Origin of the sequence: Parasphingorhabdus sp. JC815, assembly GCF_040717415.1 — a bacterium.
GTDB lineage: Bacteria > Pseudomonadota > Alphaproteobacteria > Sphingomonadales > Sphingomonadaceae > Parasphingorhabdus.
In genome coordinates this window covers 137,438-163,656 of the sequence record NZ_JBFEFM010000005.1, presented here as the reverse complement: position 1 = coordinate 163,656, position 26,219 = coordinate 137,438, and the positions used below count along the sequence as shown (strand labels likewise).

Sequence of the window (26,219 nt, the reverse complement as noted above, 5' to 3'; positions counted from 1 at the left end):
AATCCAATATTTAGCAGGATAAAATCCATGACCTATAAAACACTCACCGTTGATATTGATAACGACGGCATAGCCCTTGTCACCATTGATCTTCCCGGACAGTCCATGAACGTGTGGAACGCGGACCTGATGGCCGACTTCCCGAAGTTTGTGGACGAGTTGATATCCAATGACGCCATCAAAGGCGCAGTGATTACATCTGGTAAAAAATCCGGTTTCCTCGCTGGCGCTGACCTCAATATGCTTGGCTCTTCCACAGCCGAAACGACGAAGGATGCCTTTGATCAAGCCTGGGCACTCAACGGGTTATTGCGAAAAATGGAAACTGGCGGCCACAGCGCGAAAGACCTGCTTAAAGGCAGCGCCCACGCCAAGCCGGTGGCTTGCGCGCTGAACGGGCTTGCCCTTGGTGGCGGGTTGGAACTGGCGCTGGCATGTCATTACCGCGTTTGCGCCGATAATCCGAAATTGCAACTTGGCCTTCCCGAAGTGCACGTTGGTCTATTGCCCGGCGGCGGCGGAACACAGCGTCTACCACGCCTCGCAGGCTTGCAGGCTGCTGGCATGGCGATCATGATGGGTCAGCCGATGAACCCGCAGGCCGCTCTGGCACAAAAAATTATCGATGAAGTGGTTCCTGCAGAGGACGTGGTTGCCAAAGCAAAAGAATGGGTGAAAGCCAATCCGAAAGCATCCGCACCGTGGGATAAAAAAGGATGGAAATTCCCCGGTGGCGCAGGATCAATGGACCCACGCGCGGTTCCGCTTTATCTTGGTTCTTCGGCCATGGCGCTGAAACAGAGCAAGGGCAATTATGAAGCAGTCAAGGCCATATTGTCCTGCCTCTATGAAGGGTCGATGCTGCCTATCGACACGGCATTGCGCGTGGAATCAAAATATTTCACTAAGCTGTTATCCGGCCCGCAATCGAAAAATATGATCCGCACGCTGTTCGTTAACAAACAAGCGGCAGAAAAAGGCGCGGCCCGTCCAAAAGATGTACCCGAGAGCGAATTGAAAACGGTTGGCGTGCTTGGCGCCGGGTTAATGGGGTCCGGTATCACCCATGTCACGGCCAAGGGCGGCATGAATGTTATCGTTCTCGACCGCAATATGGAAGAAGCGCAAAAAGCTGTCGATTACAGCCAGAAAATTATCGACAAACGCGTAAAGCGTGGCAAGATGACTAAGGACAAAGCCGATGCGTTCATGGCGCGGATCACCCCGACCGACAATTATGACGACCTGAAAGATGTCGATCTGATTATCGAGGCTGTTTTTGAACGGCCTGATGTCAAAGCCGATGTGATCAAAAAGACCGAAGCCGTAATCCGCAAGGATGTTGTATTTGCTTCCAACACTTCCACCCTGCCCATTACCGGCCTTGCCAAAAACAGCGAGCGGCCAGACCAGTTTATCGGCATGCACTTTTTCTCTCCGGTTGAAAAAATGCCGTTGCTGGAAATTATTCCGGGCGAAAAAACCGGCGACAAGGCGCTGGCCACCGCGATTGATTATAACGCAAAGATCCGCAAGACGCCGATTGTCGTCAAGGATGTGCGCGGGTTTTACACCAACCGCGTGTTCCCGCCTTATGCCAATGAAGCCATGTTAATGGTAGCAGAGGGTATTAAACCGGCACTGATAGAAAATGCGGCCATTGCCATGGGCATGCCCATCGGACCGCTGGCCGTAGTGGATGAAACCACGTTGCAGCTTGGCTATGACATTATGACGTCAACCAAAGAAGAAATGGGCGATGCCTATGTTCCTAGCGGGGCCGAGGATTTAATGGACATCATGGTCAATAAGATTGACCGCCGTGGCCGTCGCTTTGGTGGTGGTTTCTATGAATATAGCGATGATGGGTCGAAAAAACTGTGGCCCGGTCTGGCCGAACATTTCCCGCTTGCCGAAGACCAGCCGACGGTGGAACAAGTCAAACAGCGGCTGATGTATATTCAACTTATCGCTACCGCAGAATGTTATGACGAGGGCGTGGTTTCCGACCCGCAATCGGCAGACCTTGGCGCGATATTCGGTTGGGGCTTTGCACCGTGGACCGGCGGGCCGATGAGCCACATCGACACAATCGGCGTCGATAATTTCGTTCGCACTGCCGATCAACTCGCCCAGAAGCATGGCGAACGGTTCAAACCGCCGATGAGTTTTCGCGCAAAAGCAGATGCAGGCGAAAGTTTTTACAAGGCAGCGTAAACAAATATTCTGATGCCCCGTCATCTTTGCGTCAGCGGGTATGACGGGGCGTTAGCCCTAGCGCGAAAGGCGCTGGTCCAATCTATCGAGTTTTTCGGAAAGCTCGTCTATTTTCATGCTCAAACGGTCCAGCACTACGTCATCGGTCGCTATTGCACCCGGCTCTGCCCCATAATGTGCACGGAACAAGGCTATCATCTGGTCGACTACCGGCTTTTGTTCCCTTGTCGTGCGCTCTGCGTCCATTGTCATTTCGATCGAGCGTGCACTATATTCCAGCGTGCCGTAAAATACGTCACGAGCCTGCCACAACACCGCATCTTGCCGTATTTCTCCACGATCCTGACCGCGAAGGAACAGCCGGTCGAACACCGCAACATATTTGCGTAGATGATCGCGTGAAACACTGACCTCGCTGTTATTGCGCCGTAACGCGAAAGTCAGGTTGATGAAATCGCCATTCACAATCACTGTGTTCAGATGATATTCGGCCAGCGCGCATAGCCGGTCAAAAAAACCGCCGCCCGTGACACGCGATGACGCCATGACAGCTTCTGCCTCCAGCGTCAGCCCGTCCCAGAACTGCTGTAGTACCGCCAGCATCAATTCTGCCTTGGACTCATAATAGCCATAGATGGTGCCCTCACCGATACTGGCACGGCGGGCAATTTCCGACATACGTGCACCGTCAAAGCCATGCTCGACGAAAACCCCGCGTGCGGCGCTCAAGATGCTTTGCTCCTTGCGCTCAACCTTTGCGCGGCGCGTTTCCGGATTCATTGCTTTGCTTACCAACAAACCATTCCTTATTGAGCTTGACTCGAAAATACCGAATGCTATTCAATTAGCCTTAGGAGAGTCGATGTGTCAAATGACAAGATCATCCGGATTGGCGGGGCCAGTGGTTTCTGGGGCGAATCCGATATGGCTATTCCCCAGTTTTTATCCGCAGTCCGGAACGGTCAGCCACTCGACTATATCGTTTTCGACTATCTGGCAGAAATAACCATGTCGATCATGGCGCGGGCGCGGGCCAAAAATCCGGACATGGGCTATGCGACCGATTTTGTCTCTGCGGTTATCAAGCTGCATATTGCGGAAATTGCCAAACAGAAAATCAAGCTGATCTCTAACGCGGGCGGCACCAATCCGGCGGCTTGCGGCGAAGCGGTGCGCGCCCTGGTTGCCGAAGCCGGACTTGACCTTACAGTAGCGGTTGTCACTGGTGATGATCTGACATCCCGCGCGGCCGAATTTTCAGAGCATCGCGAAATGTTTTCCGGAGAGGCATTTCCGAAACCCGATACTATTGCCAGCATCAACGCCTATCTGGGCGCTTTCCCGATTGCTGCTGCGCTTGATAAAGGCGCAGATATTGTCATCACTGGCCGCTGCGTAGACAGCGCGGTGACACTGGGCGCGTGCATCCATGAATTTGGCTGGAGCGCGAGCGATCTTGATTGCCTTGCGGGGGGTAGTCTTGCCGGACATATATTGGAATGTGGGCCACAAGCCACCGGCGGTAATTTCACCGATTGGGAGAGCGTTGCAAGCAGCATGGACAATGCCGGATATCCGATCACAGAGATCGCGCGCGACGGCAGCTTCATCACTACCAAGCCAGAAGGCACAGGCGGCATAGTCAATATCGGCACGGTCGGGGAGCAAATGCTCTATGAGATTGGCGACCCACAGGCTTATATATTAGCTGACGTTATCTGCGATTTCAGCAATGTGGATTTGCAGCAGCGTGGCAAAGACCGCGTGGCAGTTTCCGGAGCAATCGGCCATGCCGTGCCCGATACATATAAAACTTGCGTAACCTATGCGGATGGCTGGAAACTGGTCGTGCCATTTTTCTTTATTGGCATGGATGCGAAGAAGAAGGCCGAGAGTTTTGCCGCCAATGCGCTCAAAAGGACGCGAGCAAAATTGCAGGCATCCAATGCCGGTGATTTTGACGATGTGTTGATTGAGACTTTGGGTGACGACAACCATTATGGAGCCTTTGCCCAAGCGGCCGAGGCACGCGAGGTCGTTCTTAAAATCGGAGTCAAACACCGGGATCCAAAGGCGGCAATGCTGCTCTTAAAAGAAGCAACGGGTCTGGCACTAGCCAGCCCACCGGGACTGACATCATTTGCTGGCGGGCGACCAAAGCCTTCTCCCGTCGTGCGATTGTTTTCGCTGCTGATACCAAAGTCACAGGTTCCGGTTTCGCTGGCGGTTGGCGATGCCGTCCATGATTTTTCACAAACATCCGGCACAGCATTTGATCCGGACAGTCTACAGCGCCCAGCACTGCCCGCCTTGCCTGAGAGCGATGATACCATGACAGAGGTTCCGCTTATCCAGCTCGCATGGGGCCGGTCAGGGGACAAGGGCGATAAAGCCAATATCGGCATATTGCCACGAGACAAGAAATTTGCGCCATGGATCTGGCATGCGTTGAGCGAGGACTTTGTGCGTGAACGCTTTGCCCATTTTCTTGCCAGCCCCAATAATCCATCCAGCGTCGAGCGTTTCTATTTGCCCGGGACAGGCGCGATAAACTTCCTGCTCCATGACATATTGGGCGGGGGCGGAATTGCCTCATTACGCAATGACCCACAGGCCAAAAGCTATGCCCAAATATTGCTCGCCGCTCCTGTTCCGATTCCCGACTCTCTTATAGACCTCAAGCCCAAGGCGTTTTGATCATGCCCCAGTTTAAATCAAAAATCTCCATCGGTTCCGATAGTTATATCCAGTATCGTCAGGAGATGCTGGCGCTCATTGAGCAGTTACGCACTCTGGAACAGCGCGCAATCACCGCGTCGGAAAAGCGCCGCCCAACCTTTGAAAAGCGCGGTCAGCTTACTCCGCATGAACGGCTGACTCGCTTACTTGATCCCGGCATGCCGTTTTTACGGCTTTATAACATGGCCAATTATCTGCTGGAGGATGACAATCCCGACACCAGCATCCCCGGTGGTAGCGCCATATTGGGCATCGGTTTTGTCAAGGGTGTGCGCTCCATGATCTGGGTCGATGATAGCGGCATTCGCGCGGGCGCAGCAACATCGGGGGGATGGGATGCAGCCAAAGGCGCACAAAAAATGGCGCAGAAATTAAAGCTCCCGTTCATCCATCTGGTCGAAAGCGCGGGCGCGAACCTGATGGAATATAAGGTCGAGCTTTGGGCGCATGGCGGGATGCTGTTCCGCAATCTTGCGTGGCTTAGCGCAGCGGGTATCCCGACAATGGTGGTCTTGCACGGCCCATCGACCGCAGGTGGCGCCTATATGCCGGGCATGTCTGATTATGTCATCGGTGTGCGGGATAACGGCATGGCGGCACTGGGCGGGGCAGCGCTGGTCCATGCTGCAACCGGCGAAGTGGCCGATGACCGCGAATTGGGCGGCACCGAAATGCACGCAAGCACCACCGGAACAATCGAATATCTGGCAGATGATGATGCCCACGGCATTGAAATTGCCCGCGACACCATGGGCCGGTTGGACTGGAACAAAAATACGCCCCCAATCCGGCAGAATGATTATGAGGAACCGCTCTACGATATAGATGAAATCGCGGGAATTGTGCCGACCGATTATACCATTCCCTATGATGTCCGCGAAGTTGCTGCGCGGATTGTCGATGGATCGGATTTTGAAGAATTTAAAAGCCGTTATGGACCCGGGACCGTGTGTATGCAGGCCAGCATCATGGGCCATGCCGTCGGCCTGATTGGCAATAATGGTCCGTTTGATCCCGAAGCAGCGGCCAAAGCCACCCATTTCTTTCAGCTTTGTGATCAATCCGAATTACCGATCATCTTCCTGAACAATACAACAGGTTATATTGTTGGCACCGAGTCAGAGCATAAGGGGATGATAAAGCTCGGCAGCAAAATGATTCAGGCGGTCTCAAATGTTCGTGTGCCGAAACTGGCGCTTTATATTGGTGCGAGCTTCGGGGCCGGCAATTACGGGATGAGCGGCACCGCTTTTGAGCCCGATTTCCTGTTTTCATGGCCTAATGCCAAGACCGGCGTGATGGCAGGTGCCTCTGCGGCCAATACGATGAGCCATGTCGCACGGGTGCAAGCAGCGCGCAAAGGGGAAGAGCCGGATGAAGAAGCCATTGCCAAGCAGAACCAGCGTATCAGGGATATTTTCGAATATCAGGAAAGTGCGTTCTTCACGTCTGGCCGTGTGCTTGATCATGGTGTGATTGATCCGCGTGATACCCGCAAGGTGCTGGGCTTTGCCCTGGAAACCATTTTAGAAGCACAAAACCGGACCCTTCATCCCAATGCTTTTGGAGTAGCGCGGATATGACAAAACTTCCCGAAACCCATACGCTGGAACTGGAGCTTAAACAGGGTTGGCTCACCATCTGGCTCAACCAGCCGGATAATCGCAACGCCTTAAGTGATGCCTTGGTGGCAGAGTTGGCCGCTGTTTTAAAAGCTGTCCGTAACGACAGGACAGTGCGCGGGATTACGTTGCGTGGTCGCGGCGGTGTGTTTTGCGCGGGCGCTGATCTGAAAAACTTCAAAGAGAATTTTCAGGGCGCTAATAATGGCGGCGGCGCTCGTGATGCCACGATTAAAATGTCGATGGAGGCCGCCGAGATATTCGATCTGGTCAATAACGCGCCGCAAGTCGTGATTGTGCTGATCGAGGGGGCGGCAATGGCGGGCGGGTTTGGTCTGTCGTGCTGCGCCGATGTCGTTATCTGCGAATCCGGCGCGCGCTTTGCCATGACCGAGACGGCAATCGGTCTGACTCCGGCACAAATCTCGCCCTTTGTGATCCAGAAACTTGGCTATGCCGCGGCGCGCCGGTTGATGCTGACAGCCGCACGTTTTGATGGGACACAGGCGCATAAGCTGGGCTTTGCCGATTTTATCGCTGATGATGTGGCGGGGCTCGAAAAGATTGAGATGCAGCTTCGTAAGCAGGTGCTGGGCACAGCGCCCGGCGCGGTCGCAGCGACCAAGGAGCTGCTAAGTCAAATTGCGGGCAAACCGCGCGAAGAGGTGATCCGTCTCGCCGCTGAAAATTTTGCCGACCGTATGGTCAGCGACGAAGCCAGAGAGGGCGTTGCTTCCTTCTTTGAAAAACGCAAACCCAGCTGGTTTGTGAAACCGGAATAAGGAACAAGCGATGACACGAATATCCACTCTCCTTATTGCCAATCGCGGTGAAATTGCCTGCCGGGTGATGCACACTGCACAGGCGCTGGGCATTAAAACTGTTGCGGTATATTCTGATGCCGATGCAGATGCCCCCCATGTTCAAATGGCGGATGATGCAGTGCATATCGGCCCCGCGCCGGTCAATGAATCCTATTTGCTCATCGACAATATTATTCAGGCGGCAAAGGATAGCGGCGCCGATGCCATTCACCCCGGCTATGGATTCCTGTCCGAAAATGCAGCATTTTCACAGGCTTGTTCTGACGCCAATATCATCTTTGTCGGACCGCCGGAAAAGGCGATTGACGTGATGGGCGACAAAGCCCGTTCCAAACGCGCGATGATTGCTGCGGGTGTCCCCTGTGTCCCCGGCTATCAGGACGATGACCAGTCCGATGCCACCTTGGCGTCAGAAGCGGAAAAAATCGGTATGCCCCTGATGGTCAAGGCCGCGGCGGGCGGCGGTGGACGCGGCATGCGACTGGTTCACGATCTAAAAGATGTCCCCAACGCCATCAAACTGGCTCGGTCAGAAGCCGAAAATGCTTTTGGTAACGGAGAATTGATTCTTGAAAAGGCAATCATCAAACCGCGCCATGTCGAGATACAGGTTTTTGCCGATGCCCATGGCAATATCATCCATCTGGGCGAACGGGATTGCTCGGTCCAGCGTCGCCATCAAAAAGTGATAGAGGAAGCGCCCTGCCCGGTCATGACAGCGCAGCTTCGCGCCGAAATGGGCGCAGCTGCGGTAGAAGCGGCTCGCGCGGTTGATTATCGCGGCGCAGGGACGGTGGAATTTCTACTCGATCAATCCGGCAGTTTCTATTTTCTGGAAATGAACACACGGCTTCAGGTCGAGCATCCTGTAACCGAAGAAATTACCGGCCTTGATCTTGTCGCGCTGCAATTGAAGGTCGCACAGGGCGAACCGCTCGACATTACTCAAGATGACGTCACACTGACTGGTCATGCGATGGAGGTCCGGCTCTATGCCGAAGATCCCGCCGATGATTTCCTGCCCAGCACCGGCCATATCGACCTGTGGCATCCGGCTGAAACAGCCCGTATCGACAGCGGCATTGCCACCGGCGGTGAAGTCTCGCCCTTTTACGATAGCATGGTCGCCAAAATTATCACCCATGGGGATACCCGCGAAGAAGCCCGACGGGCAATGGTCAAGGCGCTGGCTCAAACGGCTCTCTTTGGTCCCAAAACCAACCGCGATTTCCTTATTGATGCGTTGAACAAACCAGATTTTATCGAGGGTAAGGCAACCACTGCGTTTATCGCAGAAAACTATGGTGAAGACGGCGTTGATCTGGGTAAGCATGAGTTTGACAGCTTTGCCATAGCTGCAACTTTGCAGCATAAATTGCGTCAACAGGCCGCGCATAAACTGGCACTTAACGTCAATCCCGAAATGCTTGATTGGTCAAGCACGGCTAATCTGCAAACCGTTGCCCAATATGCACAGCTTGGTGAGGCAACCGGAACGGATGGCTCTATCCATGTTCATGTCATCAGCCCGGATCATTACCGGGTTGCAGGCACCGGACAAGAAGCTCAGGTAGAGCTGCTTGCCATTACACAGAACACGGCAAAACTGCGCGTCGATGGCCGCACGGTCACGGCAATTTATCATGCACACGGTCGTCATCTTCATGTAGCACTGGCAAACAGGTCGCTCTCCGTTACCGATATGACCGGTCTTAGCGCGATGGAAGATATGGCCGGCGGTGGAATAGTTACGGCACCGATGCACGGCCTATTACTTGAGATACTCGTCGAGAAAGGCGCTGTTGTGGCAAAGGGCGACAAACTTGCGGTTCTGGAAGCGATGAAGATGCAGCATGAAATACTGGCGGAAATTGATGGCAGGGTTGAAGTCATTGCGGCAAGCGCGGGTAAACAGATTGCAGCGGATGACCTGATTATGGAAATTACCGCAGTAGAAGATACCGAAACAGAAGCTGAATGAGGCCGTCATAGCGGTCAATATAGAAGCCAGTATAAGAGCCAATATAAGGGAGTGCGAATAATGGAACAGGCACAGGATTTTCTCGACGAGAGTGAAGCCATATATGAGCTTGTCAAAGATCTGTCGGATGAACAGATGGAGCAGGTAACCGGCTTTAAAGGCTGGTCAATCAACGCGATTATCCGCCACCTTCATATCTGGAACATGGCCGCTTACTGGTCGCTGACCGATCCGGAGAAATTTCACGCCTTTTTCAAAGAGATGATGACCGGAATGAAGGAAAAGGCGAAAAAAGGCGAAAAATCATTGCGTTTCTTTGAGGCCGATTATCTCGACAATCTGTCCGGCACTCCGCTTGTCGAGACATGGCGCAACTTTTATCAGAAAATGACCCCTGAATTTGCTGCTGCGGACCCCGCGATGCGGGTGGAATGGGCTGGCCCCTCGATGAGTGCGCGTTCGTCAATTACCGCGCGTTTGATGGAAAACTGGTCCCATGCTCAGGCCATTTATGATGTGCTGGGCGTTAAACGCGAGAATCAGGACCGCATCCGTAATATCGTGATGATCGGTCTCAACACCTATGGTTGGACGTTCAAAGTCAATCGAGAGGAAGCACCGCAGCCGGTGCCCTATCTCAAACTAACGGCCCCTTCCGGTGCGATCTGGGAATATGGTGACAAAAACACAGAAGAAAAGATTGAAGGACTAGCCGAGGAATTTTGCCAGGTGGTCACCCAGACCCGCAATATTGCCGACACCGATCTGGAAGTTTCCGGCCCCAATGCGACCCGTTGGATGGCGATAGCACAATGTTTTGCCGGTGCTGCTGAAAAGCCGCCTGCACCAGGCACACGTGTCATGCGAGCGGCGTAGATATTGAGTTAATCAGCAAGACGGCGGTGCTATTTCAGGCTGTTTTAAGTCCGGCTCTCCGCTACAATACTTAATGTAACTTACTGATATATAATGATTATATCAGATATGCTCGCCGGTTAAACGCTGACAAATAAGATCCAGCTGATCAAGATTGCTGTAATTTATAGTCATTGCGCCTGCGCCCGTTTGCCCCTTGGACTGAATGGCGACTTTCAGGCCCAATAGATCACCCAAATGACTTTCGACAGCGCGAATATCGGCATCATTTTCCTTGCTACCACTCGCCTGTGTCTTGCTTTTCTGTCGCGATCCACCAAGGGCTTTTCGTACCAGTTTTTCGGTATCGCGAACAGAAAGGCCGTTTTTCACAATCTGCTCGGCTAGTGCCGCTGGATCAGGCGCATTGATAAGCGCCCGGGCGTGACCCATTGTCAGCTTTTCCTCACCAACCAGTAGCCGCACCGATTCCGGCAGGTCGAGCAAACGCATCAGATTGGCAATATGGCTACGCGATTTACCTACCAATTCAGCGAGCTTCGCTTGACTATGGCCGAAATCATCTTTCAGTTTCACATAGGCTTCAGCTTCTTCGATAGCGTTTAAATCGCGCCGCTGAACATTCTCGACAATCGCTATTTCCAGTGTTTCGGCATCATTAAGAGTACGCACAATTGCCGGAACCTGATGCAGCCGTGCACGCTGAGCTGCGCGCCAACGCCGCTCACCGGCGACAATCTGGAAGCTCTTGCCAAGCGGCCTAACAACAATCGGCTGAACCACGCCCCGCATTTTCATGCTGTCGGCAAGTTCATCCAGTGCTTCATTATCAAAAACCTGTCGCGGCTGATCGGGATTAGGGCGAATATCGGATATAGCTATAGAGCGCAGACCATCGGTGCGATTATCCAAGGCCTTGTCACCAGACTGCGTTTCTGAGCTCTGATCCAGTGGTTCTTCCCGCTGGATCTCGCCAAAAAGGGAGTTCAACCCCCTACCCAGTCCGGTGGCTTTTTTAGCCGACGTCTTTTTGGTCATTGAAGTGCTTTCTTCATTAGCCATTATGCAGCCACTTTCCGTTCCGGTAGACGGGCGATCAATTCGCGGGCCAGATTGATATATGCCTCCGATCCGCTGCACCGGTGGTCATAAATAAGGGCGGGCAAACCGTGGCTAGGTGCCTCGGATAGTCTGACATTACGCGGGATAACGGTATCAAACACAATATTACCAAGACACGCGCGGACATCATCGGAAACCTGCTCGGTCAACTTGTTCCGCCGGTCATACATGGTGAGCACAACGCCCATAACCGAAAGTCCCCGATTGAAACGGGCGCGAATACGTTCGACTGTCTGTAGAAGCTGGCTAAGCCCCTCTAGCGCAAAAAACTCGCATTGCAGCGGCACCATTAACGATTCAGCCGCGACCATCGCATTGAGTGTCAGCAGACCTAGCGATGGCGGGCAATCTATTAGACAAATGTCCCAGTGCCCCTCGTTTCCGCTATCCAGAGCCTTTTTTAGACGGTGGGTACGTTCTTCAAATTCAACCAGCTCGACTTCTGCGCCTGATAGATCAACCGTCGCAGGAACGATGTCCAATCCGGGAACCGCTGTATGAACAACGCAATCATTCAAGGACACATCAGAAATCAGGAGGTCATAGCTGCTATTTGTGCGGTCTGCCTGAGAAACACCAAGTCCGGTGGATGCGTTTCCTTGCGGATCAAGATCGATCAGCAGAACCTTCCACCCACTGGCGGCAAGAGCAGTGGCCGCGTTGATTGCCGTGGTCGTTTTTCCGACCCCCCCTTTTTGATTTGCTATCGCTATCCGGACCATTTTATCAAGAACCCTTTGCTAAGCCGACACAATATCGTGTTTTCAACCAATTCCCAACAATATCCCCGCTGACGGATCGGTCAAACTCTGTTCCACGTGAAACATTTTTTGCCGTTTTGGTGACAAGCCTTTTAACTCTCTTACTGCATTTTTGCCCTTTGGTAAGAGCCAAACCGTATTTTTTGTGGAAAAGCGGTGAGAAAGTGAAAGTAATTTGGGTAATGGCGCAAAAGCCCTCGCACTAATCACATCAACGGGATGAGTTTCGACATTCTCCAATCGACTACCAAAAACCAAGGCCTTTTCGGTCAAACCCAGTTTGCGCACGACAGATTCAAGAAAAGTAACACGGCGTGCGCGCGATTCAACCATCTCGACTTTATAATCCCCAAGAATAGCAATGATGATACCGGGAAAACCAGCACCGGTGCCAAGGTCCAGCCACAGCTTATCATCCTCCCCCTTTGGTGCATGCAATAATAGTTGCGCGCTATCGACGACATGACGTTCCCAGATATGATCCGCGCTGGATTTGGAGATCAGATTCTGGTGCTCCATTTCCTCTTTCAGGAGATCCAGAAATAATTCAATCTGTTGCCATGTTTCACGTGGAACGTCAAAATTATCGCGCAGCCAATCCTGCGCCTCTTGTTCTCTCATGCCTTGATCATGCCGCCAAACTATTTGAACTGCGACGCGCATGGACCAATATTGCAGCCAGTGCAGCAGGTGTAATCCCGCGAAGGCGGGAAGCAGCAGCCAGTGTTTCAGGTTTCGCGCTATTCAGACGGGCCACCATTTCATTTGATAAGCCCGGTATGGCGGAATAATCGAGTTGCTCGTCGAGACGAATTTGCTCATTTGCACGTAAATCTTTCAACTCAGAATCTTGTCGTTCAAGATATGGCGCGTAGCGGGCATCTTCCTCAATCTCGGTCAACAGGATCGGGGCAATATCGCCGCAAGCTATTAGGCCTTCCAGTGATTCAAGCGTGATATTAGGAAAGCGCAACCAATCAAACAATGACTGTTTTGTTCCATCACGTCGCACTTCAATGCCCTGCTTGGCAATAACGTCACAGCTATGGCTCGCCTCAAGCTGTTTCATGATATCCGTTCGCTGTTCCTCACGCTGGTTGAACCAACGCAACCGCTCTTCACCCAAACATCCTACACTTTGTGCAACTGCGCTTAATCGCGTTGTAGCATTATCCGCTCTCAGACGCAGACGATATTCCGCGCGTGCGGTTAGCATCCGATATGGTTCTGTTACACCTTGCAAGATCAGGTCATCAATCATCACAGCGATATAGCTTGTTCCGCGATCCAATTCGGGAACCGGCTTACCCTGAATCATACAAGCGGCACCTATGCCAGCTATCAATCCTTGTGCGGCAGCTTCCTCATATCCCGTAGTCCCGTTAATCTGTCCGGCACAATATAGGCCTTCCATTTCCCGGACTTTCAAGGAACTATCCAAAGCCCGCGGGTCAATATGGTCATATTCCACCGCATAGCCAGGTACGATGATTTCTGCTTGCGCTAGCCCGTCCATCGTCCGGACAAAAGCTTCCTGAACTTCTGCTGGCAAAGAACTACTGATCCCATTTGGATATACATAATGCGTATCCAATCCTTCCGGTTCTAGAAAAACCTGATGGGAATCACGGTCGGCAAAGCGATGAATTTTATCTTCGATCGACGGACAATAACGCGGGCCAAGCGCATCAATAGCGCCGCTGAATAACGGGGAGCGATCTAGATTTCCGCGAATAATATCATGGGTATGAGCATTGGTCCGGCTAATCGCACAAAAAATCTGCGGAACCTGACGACCTGTAGACAAGGGGGACATAGTCCAATCCCCATCATCGGAAGGTTGCTCGGGCAGCTTAGCCCAGTCAATTGTCCGTGCATCTATTCGAGGCGGGGTTCCCGTCTTCATGCGCGCTATAGGAAGACCTGCTTCGCGGATCTGCTGACCAAGAAAAACCGCACTGGCTTCACCAGTACGGCCACCCGAAACTGTTTCTTCACCGCGAAACAGCTTCCCGTTCAAAAATGTACCGGTCGCTAATATTACTACCGATGCGGTAATCTGGCTATCGTCGATTAAGCGAATCCCGCGAACGCTGTCCGATTCAAATATTAGAGATGCGACTTCGCCTTCCACTATGGAAAGATTTTCCTGTATGTCGAGCATCCGGTGGATGGCCGCTTTATATAATTTACGGTCCGCTTGTAGCCGTGGACCCTGAACCGCTGCCCCCTTTGACATATTGAGCATCCGGTAGTGGATTCCGGCTGCATCAGCTGCTCGTCCGATCAATCCATCGAAGGCATCAACTTCCCGCACCAAATGTCCTTTGCCCAAACCACCAATGGCGGGATTACAAGACATTGCGCCAATGCTCTCTTTCGTGAAACTCACCAAAGCCGTACGCACACCCATGCGCGCGGCCACTGCGGCAGCTTCACAGCCGGCGTGCCCACCGCCTACGACAATCAGATCAAAATCACGTTTCATCCTGCCGCCCATAGCGGAACGCAAGTTTCAGGTCAAAACTATCCGCACCAATCATCTGTTCCACGTGAAACATTCACTTACCGATACAGAATTTCCCAAAAAGACTATCGAGCATATCTTCTGTGCTGGCACGACCCGTAATCGCATCAAGAGAGCCGCGTGCCAAACGCAATTGTTCCGCAATGATTAGATAATCCTCAAATCCCGGGATCTCGCTCAAACTTTTCTGTGCCATAGCCAGATTATCAGCTTGGCGTTGATTCACGCTAATCTCGTCACCGTGGGGAACAACCTGTCTGGCGCGCTCGACCAATAAGCTAACCAGATCATTCATCCCTGTGCCAGCGAGCGGAGAAACAGAAAGCACATCGGGCGATTTTGATTGATAATCGGGATGGTCTAGTCGCGATGCTATTTCTACCAGAGCATCGCTCTGGGGCCCCTCACCTTCGGGACCTAACCATAGAATCAAATCCGCCAGTTCAAACTGTTTGCGCGCCCGGTCAATTCCTATTCGCTCAATCTCCTCAGCACCATCATCACGGACACCAGCCGTATCAATAAACAGAAACGGAATGCCCTTTATTGCAATCGGAACCTCAATCACATCACGCGTGGTCCCTGCTATGGGCGACACAATCGCCGCTTCCCGTTCCACCAGCGCGTTTAACAAAGTGGATTTTCCACTATTGGGCGGTCCGCCTAAAACCACTCGCACCCCTTCGCGCAGCTTCTCCGCTCGCGGACGGGCAAGCATAGTTTCCATCTCAGCTGCGAGATTTCTTGCTGCAAGTTGCACGGCATCGAGCTGTGCCGGAGCCACATCATCTTCGTCGGAAAAATCAAGTTCGGCTTCGACCATGGCAGACAAGCGCAATATGCCGCTTTGCCATTCTTCCACCTTGCGAGATAATGCGCCGCCAGCAGCCTGTATCGCAGACCGTCGCTGAAGTTCAGTTTCGGCAAAAAGCAGATCAGACAAGCCTTCTGCTTCAGCGAGATCCATTCTTCCGTGAGTGAAGGCACGGCGAGTAAATTCGCCAGGCTCCGCCTTGCGTAGTCCGTCCATATTCGCGAGGGCATTTTCAAGCACGTGAACAACCGCGCGTCCGCCATGACAATGGATTTCGGCCAGATCTTCCCCGCTGGCACTATTGGGACCAGGGAACCATAGCAACAAGGCGGTATCAAGCAGGTCGCCGCTGTCAGGATCACTCAGTTTCGCCAGACTGGCCCGCCGTTCTTGTGGCACTGATCCTGAAAGCATACGCAAAGCGGACGAGGCCTTTGGCCCGCTAATACGGATAATAGCAATTGCCGAAGGCGGCTGTCCACTGGACAAGGCAAAGATTGTATCAGCAGTAGACATCTGTAACTATTTGATATTTAATCTTTTTTCTTCGAGGATGATTTTTGTTGCTTGCTTCCGGAACCTCCGGACCCCCCGGAACCCCCGGAACCCATAGCTCCGCCCAGGAAGGAAGAGAACATCTTGATTCCTGCCTCACCCATTGGAGCGATAATTTTGGTAAAGCTTTGCAATTGTTCCACCGAGCTGGCCCCTTGCAGGAGCTTTGACAATTCGCTCACATAGGTTTCATTCAGCTTTCCCACGTCCGGCAAGCCCATTAACCGCCGTGCTTCTTCGGGTGTGCAGTCCAGTTCTACGGTTACTTTCATCATGCTTCCTTTATGCTTATCGTCGAAGCGAACTTCCCTCTCTCACCGCAACTGATAATCTTCAACCTTGCCACAACAGGATATGGGGATATTGTGCACCATTAATCAAGTGATCATCAAAGGAGCATTGTAAAATGGGTGAAATGAAATCAATCAAGACGCTAAGCGGGAATGAAGAATTTCCTTGTTATGTGGCCGCTCCTGAAGGAACTGCAAAAGCAGCCATCATCGTGATTCAGGAAATATTTGGCGTAAACAAAGGAATCAGAGCCAAATGTGATAAATGGGCAAAAGCCGGTTATCTTGCCGTAGCCCCGGATATGTTTTGGCGAATCAATGATAACACCGACCTTGACGCCGATGTCGAAGAAGAGTTTCAGGTCGCGCTCGATCTGATGAATAAACTCGATCAGGATCAGGGTATCAGGGATATTGAAGCCGCAATCCACTATGCGCGTGAACAGGTAAATGGCGGAAAAGTCGGCTGTGTCGGTTTTTGTCTGGGCGGACGTCTTGCATTTATGACCGCTGCGCGAACCGATATTAACGCTTCGGTTGGCTATTATGGCGTTGGTATCGACGGACTGCTGCGTGAAAGCCACGCTATTGCACATCCGGTCATGTTGCATATCCCGACCGCAGATGGCTTTGTTCCACCCGAAGCGCAGGCAGCAATCCATAAAGGACTGGACGATCACCCCAAGGTTACCTTGCACGATTATGAAGGTCTGGATCACGGATTTGCTTCTGAATTCGGCAGCCGGAGAGATGAAGCTGCGGCAAATCTCGCCGATAGCCGCACGGCTGAATTTTTCAAGAAGCATCTGGGATGAGCGCCCGCCAGAACCTGAAAGCATGGCATGCGCGCTTAGCTGATAAAGGGCATGAAAATAGCCCCGATAACGGCGCAGCCGAACTAAGCGCGCAACTGGCCGAGGATGCTGTCTTCCACTCCCCTGTGGTTCATACACCACAGGTGGGCAAACTCATTGTTATGGCCTATTTAACCGCCGCCGACACGGTGCTGGGCAATGACAGCTTTCGCTATGTCCGGGAAATTGTCGATGATGACGCCAATATGGCAATGCTGGAGTTTACGCTCGAGCTTGACGATATTCAGGTCAACGGCGTGGACATTATCACCTGGAATGACGAGGGCCTGATACAGGACTTCAAGGTGATGGTCCGCCCGTTAAAGGCGATCAACAAGGTCTGGGAAGAAATGGGAAAGATGCTGGAGAAGATGAAGAATTAGCTACCGCGAGAGCTGCGTTAGAACAACGTCATCATGCCCAGTTTAGGGTCGACTATGCCATCATAGATCATGCGTCCTGCGACCCAGACAATCACGGCCAGACCGATATAGGCGATCCATTTATAGCGTTCGATATATTTGGCGATGACATTGGCTGCGATACCCATCAATGCGACAGATAACAGCAGGCCGACCACCAATATGCCGGGATGTTCACGCGCAGCTCCAGCAACACCGAGAACATTATCCAGGCTCATGGATATATCAGCCGCTGTGACTGCCCAAACGGCACCCCAAAAGGTTTTCCGCGACTTTATCCCGCTATGTTCATCACCAGCAATCTCGGGAGAACCGGAAGATTCATCTTTGTGGAATATTTCACGCCAAAAATTCCATGCAACCCACAACAGCAGCAACCCGCCTGCAAAAATCAATCCGACAATTGAGAGCAGCATGCTCACCGCAAGCGCAAATATGATACGCATGATCAACGCAACGCTGATACCGATCATGATGACTTTACGCCGCTGATCCGGTGGCAAGTTACCGGCAAGAGCACCGACTACAATCGCGTTATCCGCTGCAAAAACAAGGTCGATCAACACAACCTGTCCAAAGGCCGCCAAAGCCTCTGGTGAACCTATATTGGTAAAATCATGGACAATGGCCGCCCACATATCTGACAAAGAACCAAGGCCGGGGACAGCCGATATGGTAAAATTAAAGATATCGATCATATAAGAATTATAGGTCCAAAATAGCTTTTGCTTGGCATAGGGTTATAGAAATCATGACGCAACCCGCGCCACTCCACATATTCCGATAATTTACGAAAACCATCCCGGTGAAATCCCCGGGTAAATATTATACCGGCCCGCTCAAACAGGTTATTGATCGGTTAAACCCGTCTGAGTGGTCCGGTTTTACCAGCAATATATATTATTGATTCATACTGTCGAAGAAATCATCATTGGTTTTGGAATCCTTCATCTTGTCGAGCAGGAATTCCATCGCGTCGATCGTGCCCATTTGCATGAGAATACGGCGCAGCACCCACATTTTCTTGAGCTTGTCATCCTCGACCAGCAATTCTTCCTTACGCGTTCCGGATTTACCGACATCAAGCGCTGGGAAAATACGTTTGTCCGCAACTTTGCGGTCCAATACGATTTCAGAGTTGCCGGTACCTTTAAATTCTTCAAAGATAACTTCGTCCATCCGGCTGCCGGTATCGATCAGCGCGGTTGCAATGATGGAAAGCGAGCCGCCTTCCTCAATATTACGGGCAGCACCGAAAAACCGTTTCGGGCGCTGCAACGCATTGGCATCAACACCGCCGGTCAGCACTTTGCCAGAGCTTGGCACAACCGTATTATACGCGCGGCCAAGACGGGTAATGGAATCAAGCAAGATGACCACATCATGCTTGTGCTCGACCAGACGCTTTGCTTTTTCAATAACCATTTCAGCAACTTGCACATGGCGCGTTGCGGGTTCATCAAAAGTGGAGCTGATAACTTCACCCTTAACCGAACGTTGCATGTCGGTTACTTCTTCGGGGCGTTCGTCAATCAACAGGACGAGCAGATAAACTTCCGGATGATTATCCGTAATCGCTTTGGCAATATTTTGCAGCAGCACGGTTTTACCGGTCCGTGGCGGGGCCACGATCAAGGCGCGCTGGCCTTTGCCCTGCGGCGAAATAATATCAATAACGCGGGCTGATTTATCTTTGACCGTAGGATCAAGACTGTCGAGTGTCAGTTTCTCATTCGGATAGAGCGGAGTCAGATTATCAAAATTCACCCGGTGCCGCACCGCTTCCGGTTCATCAAAATTGATCGCGGTCAGCTTCGTCAACGCAAAATAACGCTCTCCATCACGTGGCGCACGAATTTCACCCTCAACCGTATCACCGGTACGCAAGCCAAATTTTCGAACCTGGTTAGGTGACACATAGATATCGTCCGGACCGGCCAGATAATTGGCTTCCGGAGAACGTAAAAAGCCAAATCCGTCGGGCAGCACTTCAATCGTGCCAAGCCCCATGATCAGCTCATCATTATCCGCAAGTTCCTTCAAAATCGCAAACATCAGATCCTGTTTACGCAAGGTGGATGCGGTTTCGACACCAAGCTTTTCCGCCATAGAGACGAGTCCAGCGGGTGATTTTTCTTTTAATTCTTTTAAGTGCATGGAAGGTTATCCAAGTATGTCAGGGAGTTATTTTTTGCATGCGAACGGCGTATTCGCCATTAAGTTTTCACATGATGAGGTCGCCCGGACGGGCTTTGAGGCTTGATTACGCCTTTGCCATGACCCTGTCAAACTCAAAAAGATCAGACGGAAAACCATTGAGAGTCATCAAAAAGGTTTAACTACCACCAATATGACAATGATCGCGGCTGCTATGCCCGGCACTTCGTTGACCAAGCGCAACGCTTTATCAGTCATGGTCCGCTCGCCGCGAGCCAGTTTTTTAACATAGCCCATCATCCAGCCATGATAGCCCGACAGCGCTATTACCATCAGTAATTTGGCATGAAACCAGCCTTGGCTAAACGCATCAATATTATAAGCGAGCAGTAATCCCATAGCCCAGGTAATGACCAGCGAGGGATTGAGGATGATCTTGCGTAATTTTGCTTCACGATCAATCCATTTGCTATCCTCATCGGACCCCGCTGCTGTTTCTTGATGATAGACGAAGAAACGCGGCATCATGAACAGACCCGCCATCCAGAAGATTATAAAAATTATATGTGCGGATTTTAACCAGAGATAGAGCATCGAGAGTATTTCATTCATTACCGCACAAGTGTAAGCAGCTTTTCAACATGTTCAATCGGAGTATCAGGTAAAATTCCGTGACCCAGATTGAAAATATGTGGACGGTCTTCAAACACTTGCAGGATATGCCGTACGGATTGTTCAAGCGCTTGACCGCCGGTGATAAGAGCTAATGGATCAAGATTGCCCTGAAGCGGCAGTTCCGCCGGGAGGTTTTCATGAGCCCAGACGGGATCGACAGTTTCATCCAGACCGATCGCACTGGCCCCGGTTTCATTCGCATAAGCGATAAGTTTCGCACCTGCCCCTTTGGGAAAACCGATAATTGGCAGGTCCGGGTGAATTGCTTTTAACTGCCTGATAATTTCGGCATTGGGCGCAATGACCCATTTTTCAAACTGCGCCGGAGACAAGGCCCCTGCCCAGCTATCAAAAAGCTGCACTGCTTCAACGCCTGCTGCTACCTGACCGAGCAGATATTGCACCGTATTTTCGATAATCGCGTCGATCAGTTCCGCAAAAGCCGTATCATTTTTATAAGCATAGCGGCGGGTGATAGCCTGATCCTTGCTACCTTGTCCCTGCAACATATAGGTTGCGACGGTCCAGGGACTTCCGGCAAACCCCATGAAGGTAGTTTTATCGTCCAACTGTGATGCGACACTCTTTACCGTATTGTAAATAGCCTCAAAATGCTCTGGGGCTGCCTCCAGCGACGATAAAGCTGCTTCCGTGAGCCTTGGTGCCAGCCGTGGTCCTTCCCCAGCCTCAAACCACAGATTCTGACCCATGGCATGGGGCACGATCAAAATGTCGGAAAACAGGATAGCGCCATGAAAACCGAACCGCTTGATCGGTTGCAAAGTCACTTCGGCCGCGGCATCCGCATCATAGCAAAGTTCAAGAAATCCGCCCTTTTTTGCGCGTAATTCGCGATATTCGGGCAAATAACGCCCCGCTTGCCGCATTAACCAGACCGGAGTTTGGTCCGTTTTCTTGCCGCGCAGGGTTTCGAGTAGAAGTTTCGGGGAGTCGATTACGTCAGACATGGGAATTAGCGTTATCCAATATAATATATAAGTATATTTATAGAATCTTGTTGTTGTTGTTACAGCGTGGATAAAGGGGGTAACGTGGATCTACCGCTATTACAAACAGATTGACAGACCGTTGTTCACGATATGCTTGCCGATTCTAAAATTTCATCCCTGTTATCCACAGCATGTGGATGAAAATTCCAAAAGTTGACGGGCTGTGGATAGAAATCGGAATGTCGGGGATGGAAACAGGAAAGTCGAATATCCCGTATTCATCCCTTGCTTTATCCACAATGAAATAACAGGGTTGCGGGCGTTTGGAGCTTTGAATGAATCGTTTACACCTTCACATGTTGTCTGACTCTACCGGAGAGACGCTGGAGAATATCGCCAAAGCCGCTCTGGCACAATTTGATGGTGTCGAGATCATTAAACATTTCTGGCCGATGGTGCGTTCGGAAACGCATTTGAACAGGATATTGGTTGAGGTCGCTGATAATCCGGGGCTGGTAATTTTTACGCTGGTCAATCGAGAAATCCGCGCGCGTCTGGAACGGGAATGTCGTCATCTGGGCCTGCCGGTTGTGCCTGCGCTGGATACGGTCACAGATGCCCTGTCCAACATGCTGGGGCAAGAAGCAAAAGCGCGGCCGGGACGACAGCATATACTGGATGCGGCATATTTCAAACGGGTGGAGGCCATTCAATTTACCATCGCCCATGATGACGGTATAGGGTGGGAAAATTGGGAGGAAGCGGATATTGTGCTTGCCGGCGTATCCCGCACATCAAAAACACCGACATCTATTTATCTGGCCAACCGCGGGTATAAAACCGCGAATATTCCTATCGTTCCGGAATCGCCGCCGCCCGATGCGCTGTTTCATTTGAAAAACCCGCTGGTTGTTGGTCTGGTCGCCGGAACCAGCCGATTGGTGCAGGTGCGCCGTAACAGGCTGTTATCATTGAATCAGGCCGCCGAAACAGATTATGTCAATGAGCAAAAGGTAAAGGAAGAAACCCAATATGCCCGGCGGATGTTTGCTGATAATGGCTGGCCCACCATTGATGTAACGCGCCGGTCGATCGAGGAATCCGCCGCTGCGATCATCAATTTCTATAATGATCGCGATATTCGCGAGATCGAAGCCAAGAAGAAAGCCGAAAGCGCTGATAAATCCGAAGATAGCGAGAAAAAAAGCGATGGATAAATCTATAGTGGAGCCGATGCTGATCCTCGCCTCCCAAAGTAAAGCCCGGCGCTCTATGCTCGAGGCTGCTGGAATTATGGTGGAATCTCTGGCTCCCAATGTTGATGAAGAGGCGTTGAGGGAGGGGCTTCGCTCAGATGGCGTGACCGCGCGCAATGTGGCTGATGCGCTGGCCGAAGCCAAGGCCGTGCGGGTGTCGCGGCGCATCGGACCGGCTCTTGTCCTTGGCGCGGATCAGCTACTGGCGCTGGAAGACGGGTCAATGCTCGACAAGCCGGAAAGCCGTGAGGATGCCAAAGCGCATTTACGCTTGATGTCCGGCAAAAAACATAAATTGTTCAGCGCAGCCGTAATCGCGGATCAGGGATCACCGGTCTGGCGGCATATTGATATAGCAACTTTAAGCATGCGCCAGTTAAGCGATGCCTTTATCGACCAATATGTCGAGGCGGAATGGGACAATATCCGCCACTGTGTTGGATGCTACGAGATCGAAGGCCGCGGAGCGCAGCTTTTTTCAGATATTAAAGGGAGTCAGTTTACGATTATGGGGTTACCTCTGTTACAATTGCTTGATTATTTGCGTGTCCGCGGCGTTATGCCATCATGACCGATCGTTCTACAGGTCTACCTTATGCAGAGGTTATCGGTGATCCGATTGCCCATAGCAAATCCCCGGTCATTCATAACTTCTGGCTGGAAAAGCTGGGGATCAAGGCCGAATACCGGATGTTCCACGTGAAACCTGACGAGTTGGAGGGCTATATTGCCAGCCGCCGGGATGATCCGGACTGGCGGGGCTGCAATGTTACAATCCCGCATAAGCTGGCGGTGATGGACCATGTTTCTGATCCGGGTAACGTTCACGCATCTATTGGAGCGATGAACACGGTTGCCAAAGCTGAAAACGGTGAACTATTTGGCACTAATACGGATGCAGGTGGTTTTTTTGCGCCAATTTCCGATGTTCCGCTAAAAAATCAGGATGTCATTGTGATTGGTGCGGGCGGCGCAGCGCAGGCTGTTTTGTTTGCCCTGTCGCGCATTGAAGTCGGTTCCGTTACGATTATCAACCGCAATGTATTAAAAGCCTCGGCCCTGCTCGCGCGTTTCGGGTTAAAGGGACAGGCTTTGGAACATGGCTCTGCGCTTCCGCCGGCACGGCTGCTTGTCAATGCCAGTGCTCTTGGGATGAAGGGACAGGATGAATTGATCGTTGATCTTTCTCCCTTGCCTGATGATGCCATTGTCTATGATTTGGTATATGCGCCGCTTAAAACCAGCTTGCTAAAAGCTGCTAGGGCGAGAGGACTGGAAACAATTGATGGCTTGTCGATGCTTATCGGCCAAGCGGCGGTGGCGTTTGAAATATTCTTTGACCAAGCCCCACCGCTGGAACATGACGAATTATTGAGAAAGCTGCTGCTGAAATGATGGAACAGAAGAATAAAGCAGGACCGTTGATAATCGGCCTTACCGGTTCCATCGGTATGGGAAAATCAACTGTGGGGCAGATGTTCGCGGATGAAGACATTCCCTTATTCGATGCTGACGCCGCGGTGCATATTTTACAAGGCCCGGGCGGCGCGTTGGTGGAGGATATTGAAGCGCTATTTCCTGGCACCACAAGTAAAAATGGCGTGGATCGCCAGAAACTTGGTCCCGCTGTTCTGGGTAATCCGGAGGCGCTGAAAAAACTGGAAGCGCTCATCCATCCGGCTGTCGGCGCGATGCGGGCCGAATTTCTGCAACAGAATGAGCGCGCGCCGATGGTTCTGTTTGATATACCATTATTGTTTGAAAAATCCGGAGCGCAAGGTGTCGATCAAATCATCGTTGTTTCTGCAAGCGAAGAAGATCAGCGCAACCGCGTGTTGCAGCGTCCCGGGATGACGGCGGACAAGTTTGAGAAAATTAAAGCGTTGCAAATGCCGGACGCAGAGAAGCGTAAACGGGCGGATTATGTCATCAATACGTCGCTGACTTTGGAGGAAACCCGCAAACAGGTTAAAAATACTATCGAAAAACTGAAAGCTTCTCTTGCCTAACCGGTAAGAGAGTCCAATATTAGATATATGCGGGAAATAATTTTCGATACTGAAACTACCGGCTTTGACCCTCACAGTGGTGACCGGATGGTGGAGATAGGCTGTATTGAAATGATTGATCGGCTAGAAACCGGGAACAGCTTCCATTGCTATTATAATCCTCAGCGCCCGATGCCCAAAGCGGCAGAGGAAATACACGGGCTTTCCGATATTTTTCTGTCCGATAAAATGCTGTTCGCTGACGGTGCGGACGAGCTTTTAGAGTTTTTGGGCGATGCTAATCTGGTTGCCCATAATGCCCAGTTTGATTTTAATTTCCTGAATGCTGAGCTTGTCCTTTGCGGTAAGAAACCTATTTCGCAGTTCCGCATGATTGATACTTTGGCCATTGCAAAAGTAAAGCATCCGGGCGCAAAGCTGACTCTTGATGCTTTATGCAGCCGCTATGGGATTGACCGGAGTCACCGTATAAAACACGGTGCACTGCTCGACGCAGAATTATTGACACAACTTTATATCGAACTGACTGGTGGTCGCCAGATCGGGCTTAGCCTATCGGAAGAAAAAGCGGATGCGGCTTCGGAAGGGCGGAAGATTTCAGGCAAGGAAGCCGCCTTGAGGCGGCAGTTTATTGCGCCGCGTGCCCATGAAGCAAACGAAATGGAACTGGCGCGTCACGCTGCCTTTATGAAAGAGATAGAAGATCCGCTTTGGGCAAAGATCTAACCGGATAAATCGCCCGTCTTTAGATTGGAATTTGAAAATTTTGCCTAACTATAATGGAGAATAATTATGGAAATTCGTGTTTCAGGACATCAGGTAGACACCGGTAATGCGCTCCAAAGTCATGTTGATGATAGAATGAACGCAATAGCCGATAAATATTTTCCCAAGGCCATTTCCGCTCATGCAACCTTTAGCAAAGCGCCTCATAATCATTTTCAGTGCGATATAGTTTCCCACATCATGCAAGGATTGATGCTGAAATCAGAAGCCCGTGCCGAAGACGCGCATCAGGCTTTTGACCAAGCAGCCGAGAAGATAGAGAAACAGTTACGCCGTTATATGCGCCGGTTGAATGACCATCATCTCCAGGCCCAATATGCTGCTAAACAAGAGGAAGCTGCTTATCGGGTGTTTGATAGCGGTGATGATGAGGAAGAATCGGAGTTGATGGATGCCGAAGCACCACCAATTATTGCCGAGACCAGCACTGATATTCCCGTAGCCAGCGTTTCGGATGCGGTTATGATGATGGATTTACGCAATACGGGCGCTTTAATGTTTAAAAATGCCGGAACAGGCGCCCATAATATGGTGTATCGCCGTGCGGATGGCATGATCGGATGGGTTGAACCGCAAAAATAATATTCTGCTGCCACAAACAGTTAAATCGCAGTTCTCCAGTGATTCGGGCCTAAAGTTCCGGAAAGTTGATTGCGGATAAATAGAATTGAGATAACATCTCTGGCGAAAATATGTTTGTGATTACCGGCGCTCCGGCTAAAGGCGGGCCACCGCCAGCCGGAGCGCTGTAAGGTATCAGGTCAACGAACCTATGAGGATGT

Annotated in this window: 25 protein-coding genes; 14 read left to right on the top strand and 11 right to left on the bottom strand. The window is 51.4% G+C overall.

The window, feature by feature from the left end; translation table 11 throughout:
* Positions 1 to 27: 27 nt before the first annotated feature.
* Positions 28 to 2,217 carry a 3-hydroxyacyl-CoA dehydrogenase NAD-binding domain-containing protein gene (locus AB1K62_RS12305; RefSeq protein WP_367003925.1) on the top strand — a complete coding sequence of 730 codons (2,190 nt, stop codon included), beginning with the start codon at positions 28 to 30 and terminating at the stop codon, positions 2,215 to 2,217.
* A gap of 57 nt (positions 2,218 to 2,274) precedes the next feature.
* Here AB1K62_RS12305 and AB1K62_RS12300 read toward each other — a convergent pair whose 3' ends face one another.
* Positions 2,275 to 3,012: a TetR/AcrR family transcriptional regulator gene (locus AB1K62_RS12300; protein WP_367003923.1), complete on the bottom strand. Its 738-nt coding sequence runs from the start codon at positions 3,010 to 3,012 to the stop codon at positions 2,275 to 2,277.
* Between the two features lie 69 nt (positions 3,013 to 3,081).
* Between AB1K62_RS12300 and AB1K62_RS12295 the strand changes: the two genes are divergently transcribed.
* From AB1K62_RS12295 to AB1K62_RS12275, 5 genes are read left to right on the top strand one after another with little or no spacing between them, the layout of a single operon-like run.
* Complete coding sequence (locus AB1K62_RS12295) at positions 3,082 to 4,914, top strand: acyclic terpene utilization AtuA family protein (protein WP_367003922.1); 1,833 nt, start codon at positions 3,082 to 3,084, stop codon at positions 4,912 to 4,914.
* Between the two features lie 2 nt (positions 4,915 to 4,916).
* Positions 4,917 to 6,539, top strand: coding sequence for a carboxyl transferase domain-containing protein (locus AB1K62_RS12290; RefSeq protein ID WP_367003920.1), 1,623 nt, complete (start codon positions 4,917 to 4,919; stop codon positions 6,537 to 6,539).
* A complete protein-coding gene (locus AB1K62_RS12285; protein WP_367003919.1) occupies positions 6,536 to 7,360 on the top strand; it encodes an enoyl-CoA hydratase-related protein in 825 nt (274 codons plus the stop codon). Before AB1K62_RS12290 ends, AB1K62_RS12285 begins: the two co-directional genes overlap by 4 nt.
* Before the next feature lie 10 nt (positions 7,361 to 7,370).
* Positions 7,371 to 9,383 (top strand): acetyl-CoA carboxylase biotin carboxylase subunit, encoded by a 2,013-nt coding sequence (locus AB1K62_RS12280; RefSeq protein WP_367003917.1) that lies wholly within the window; start codon positions 7,371 to 7,373, stop codon positions 9,381 to 9,383.
* Positions 9,384 to 9,443: 60 nt separating this feature from the next.
* Complete coding sequence (locus tag AB1K62_RS12275; protein ID WP_367003916.1) at positions 9,444 to 10,259, top strand: TIGR03084 family metal-binding protein; 816 nt, start codon at positions 9,444 to 9,446, stop codon at positions 10,257 to 10,259.
* Between the two features lie 102 nt (positions 10,260 to 10,361).
* Here the strand turns inward: AB1K62_RS12275 and AB1K62_RS12270 are convergent, their stop codons facing one another.
* From AB1K62_RS12270 to AB1K62_RS12245, 6 genes are all read right to left on the bottom strand, one after another.
* Entirely contained in the window at positions 10,362 to 11,297 is a 936-nt protein-coding gene (locus AB1K62_RS12270; protein WP_367003914.1) for a ParB/RepB/Spo0J family partition protein, read from the bottom strand.
* A 23-nt stretch (positions 11,298 to 11,320) separates the two neighbouring features.
* Positions 11,321 to 12,103: an AAA family ATPase gene (locus AB1K62_RS12265; protein WP_367003913.1), complete on the bottom strand. Its 783-nt coding sequence runs from the start codon at positions 12,101 to 12,103 to the stop codon at positions 11,321 to 11,323.
* A gap of 42 nt (positions 12,104 to 12,145) precedes the next feature.
* Positions 12,146 to 12,763, bottom strand: coding sequence for a 16S rRNA (guanine(527)-N(7))-methyltransferase RsmG (gene rsmG / locus AB1K62_RS12260; protein ID WP_367003912.1), 618 nt, complete (start codon positions 12,761 to 12,763; stop codon positions 12,146 to 12,148).
* A 7-nt stretch (positions 12,764 to 12,770) separates the two neighbouring features.
* On the bottom strand, positions 12,771 to 14,630 hold the full coding sequence (gene mnmG / locus AB1K62_RS12255) for a tRNA uridine-5-carboxymethylaminomethyl(34) synthesis enzyme MnmG (RefSeq protein WP_367003910.1): 1,860 nt from the start codon (positions 14,628 to 14,630) through the stop codon (positions 12,771 to 12,773).
* Positions 14,631 to 14,703: 73 nt separating this feature from the next.
* The gene (gene mnmE / locus AB1K62_RS12250) at positions 14,704 to 15,999 is read right to left on the bottom strand and encodes a tRNA uridine-5-carboxymethylaminomethyl(34) synthesis GTPase MnmE (RefSeq protein WP_367003908.1); all 1,296 of its coding nucleotides are present in this window, start codon (positions 15,997 to 15,999) and stop codon (positions 14,704 to 14,706) included.
* A gap of 17 nt (positions 16,000 to 16,016) precedes the next feature.
* On the bottom strand, positions 16,017 to 16,313 hold the full coding sequence (locus AB1K62_RS12245) for a DUF6489 family protein (protein WP_367003907.1): 297 nt from the start codon (positions 16,311 to 16,313) through the stop codon (positions 16,017 to 16,019).
* Positions 16,314 to 16,444: 131 nt separating this feature from the next.
* Between AB1K62_RS12245 and AB1K62_RS12240 the strand changes: the two genes are divergently transcribed.
* Positions 16,445 to 17,143 carry a dienelactone hydrolase family protein gene (locus tag AB1K62_RS12240; protein WP_367003906.1) on the top strand — a complete coding sequence of 233 codons (699 nt, stop codon included), beginning with the start codon at positions 16,445 to 16,447 and terminating at the stop codon, positions 17,141 to 17,143.
* A complete protein-coding gene (locus tag AB1K62_RS12235) occupies positions 17,140 to 17,565 on the top strand; it encodes a nuclear transport factor 2 family protein (protein ID WP_367003904.1) in 426 nt (141 codons plus the stop codon). The genes AB1K62_RS12240 and AB1K62_RS12235 overlap by 4 nt, the downstream gene beginning before the upstream one ends.
* Before the next feature lie 17 nt (positions 17,566 to 17,582).
* On the opposite strand, the gene AB1K62_RS12230 is transcribed toward AB1K62_RS12235, so the two are convergent.
* The 4 genes from AB1K62_RS12230 to hemE form a co-directional block, all read right to left on the bottom strand.
* The gene (locus AB1K62_RS12230; RefSeq protein WP_367003903.1) at positions 17,583 to 18,302 is read right to left on the bottom strand and encodes a TerC family protein; all 720 of its coding nucleotides are present in this window, start codon (positions 18,300 to 18,302) and stop codon (positions 17,583 to 17,585) included.
* Positions 18,303 to 18,504: 202 nt separating this feature from the next.
* Positions 18,505 to 19,761: a transcription termination factor Rho gene (rho, locus tag AB1K62_RS12225; RefSeq protein ID WP_367003901.1), complete on the bottom strand. Its 1,257-nt coding sequence runs from the start codon at positions 19,759 to 19,761 to the stop codon at positions 18,505 to 18,507.
* Positions 19,762 to 19,929: 168 nt separating this feature from the next.
* Positions 19,930 to 20,373, bottom strand: a complete 444-nt coding sequence (locus tag AB1K62_RS12220) for a CopD family protein (protein WP_367003900.1) — start codon at positions 20,371 to 20,373, stop codon at positions 19,930 to 19,932.
* On the bottom strand, positions 20,373 to 21,404 hold the full coding sequence (hemE, locus tag AB1K62_RS12215; RefSeq protein ID WP_367003899.1) for a uroporphyrinogen decarboxylase: 1,032 nt from the start codon (positions 21,402 to 21,404) through the stop codon (positions 20,373 to 20,375). Before hemE ends, AB1K62_RS12220 begins: the two co-directional genes overlap by 1 nt.
* Before the next feature lie 317 nt (positions 21,405 to 21,721).
* On the opposite strand from hemE, the gene AB1K62_RS12210 reads away from it, so the two are divergent.
* The 6 genes from AB1K62_RS12210 (at position 21,722) to raiA (ending at position 26,019) form a co-directional block, all read left to right on the top strand.
* A complete protein-coding gene (locus AB1K62_RS12210) occupies positions 21,722 to 22,603 on the top strand; it encodes a pyruvate, water dikinase regulatory protein (RefSeq protein WP_367003897.1) in 882 nt (293 codons plus the stop codon).
* A 16-nt stretch (positions 22,604 to 22,619) separates the two neighbouring features.
* Positions 22,620 to 23,213: a nucleoside triphosphate pyrophosphatase gene (locus tag AB1K62_RS12205; RefSeq protein WP_367004057.1), complete on the top strand. Its 594-nt coding sequence runs from the start codon at positions 22,620 to 22,622 to the stop codon at positions 23,211 to 23,213.
* Positions 23,210 to 24,037: a shikimate dehydrogenase gene (gene aroE, locus AB1K62_RS12200; RefSeq protein WP_367003896.1), complete on the top strand. Its 828-nt coding sequence runs from the start codon at positions 23,210 to 23,212 to the stop codon at positions 24,035 to 24,037. The genes AB1K62_RS12205 and aroE overlap by 4 nt, the downstream gene beginning before the upstream one ends.
* Positions 24,034 to 24,651: a dephospho-CoA kinase gene (coaE, locus tag AB1K62_RS12195; protein WP_367003894.1), complete on the top strand. Its 618-nt coding sequence runs from the start codon at positions 24,034 to 24,036 to the stop codon at positions 24,649 to 24,651. The genes aroE and coaE overlap by 4 nt, the downstream gene beginning before the upstream one ends.
* 27 nt (positions 24,652 to 24,678) lie before the next feature.
* Positions 24,679 to 25,377 (top strand): DNA polymerase III subunit epsilon, encoded by a 699-nt coding sequence (dnaQ, locus tag AB1K62_RS12190; protein WP_367003892.1) that lies wholly within the window; start codon positions 24,679 to 24,681, stop codon positions 25,375 to 25,377.
* A gap of 66 nt (positions 25,378 to 25,443) precedes the next feature.
* Positions 25,444 to 26,019: a ribosome-associated translation inhibitor RaiA gene (gene raiA, locus AB1K62_RS12185; protein ID WP_367003890.1), complete on the top strand. Its 576-nt coding sequence runs from the start codon at positions 25,444 to 25,446 to the stop codon at positions 26,017 to 26,019.
* Positions 26,020 to 26,219: the final 200 nt, after the last annotated feature.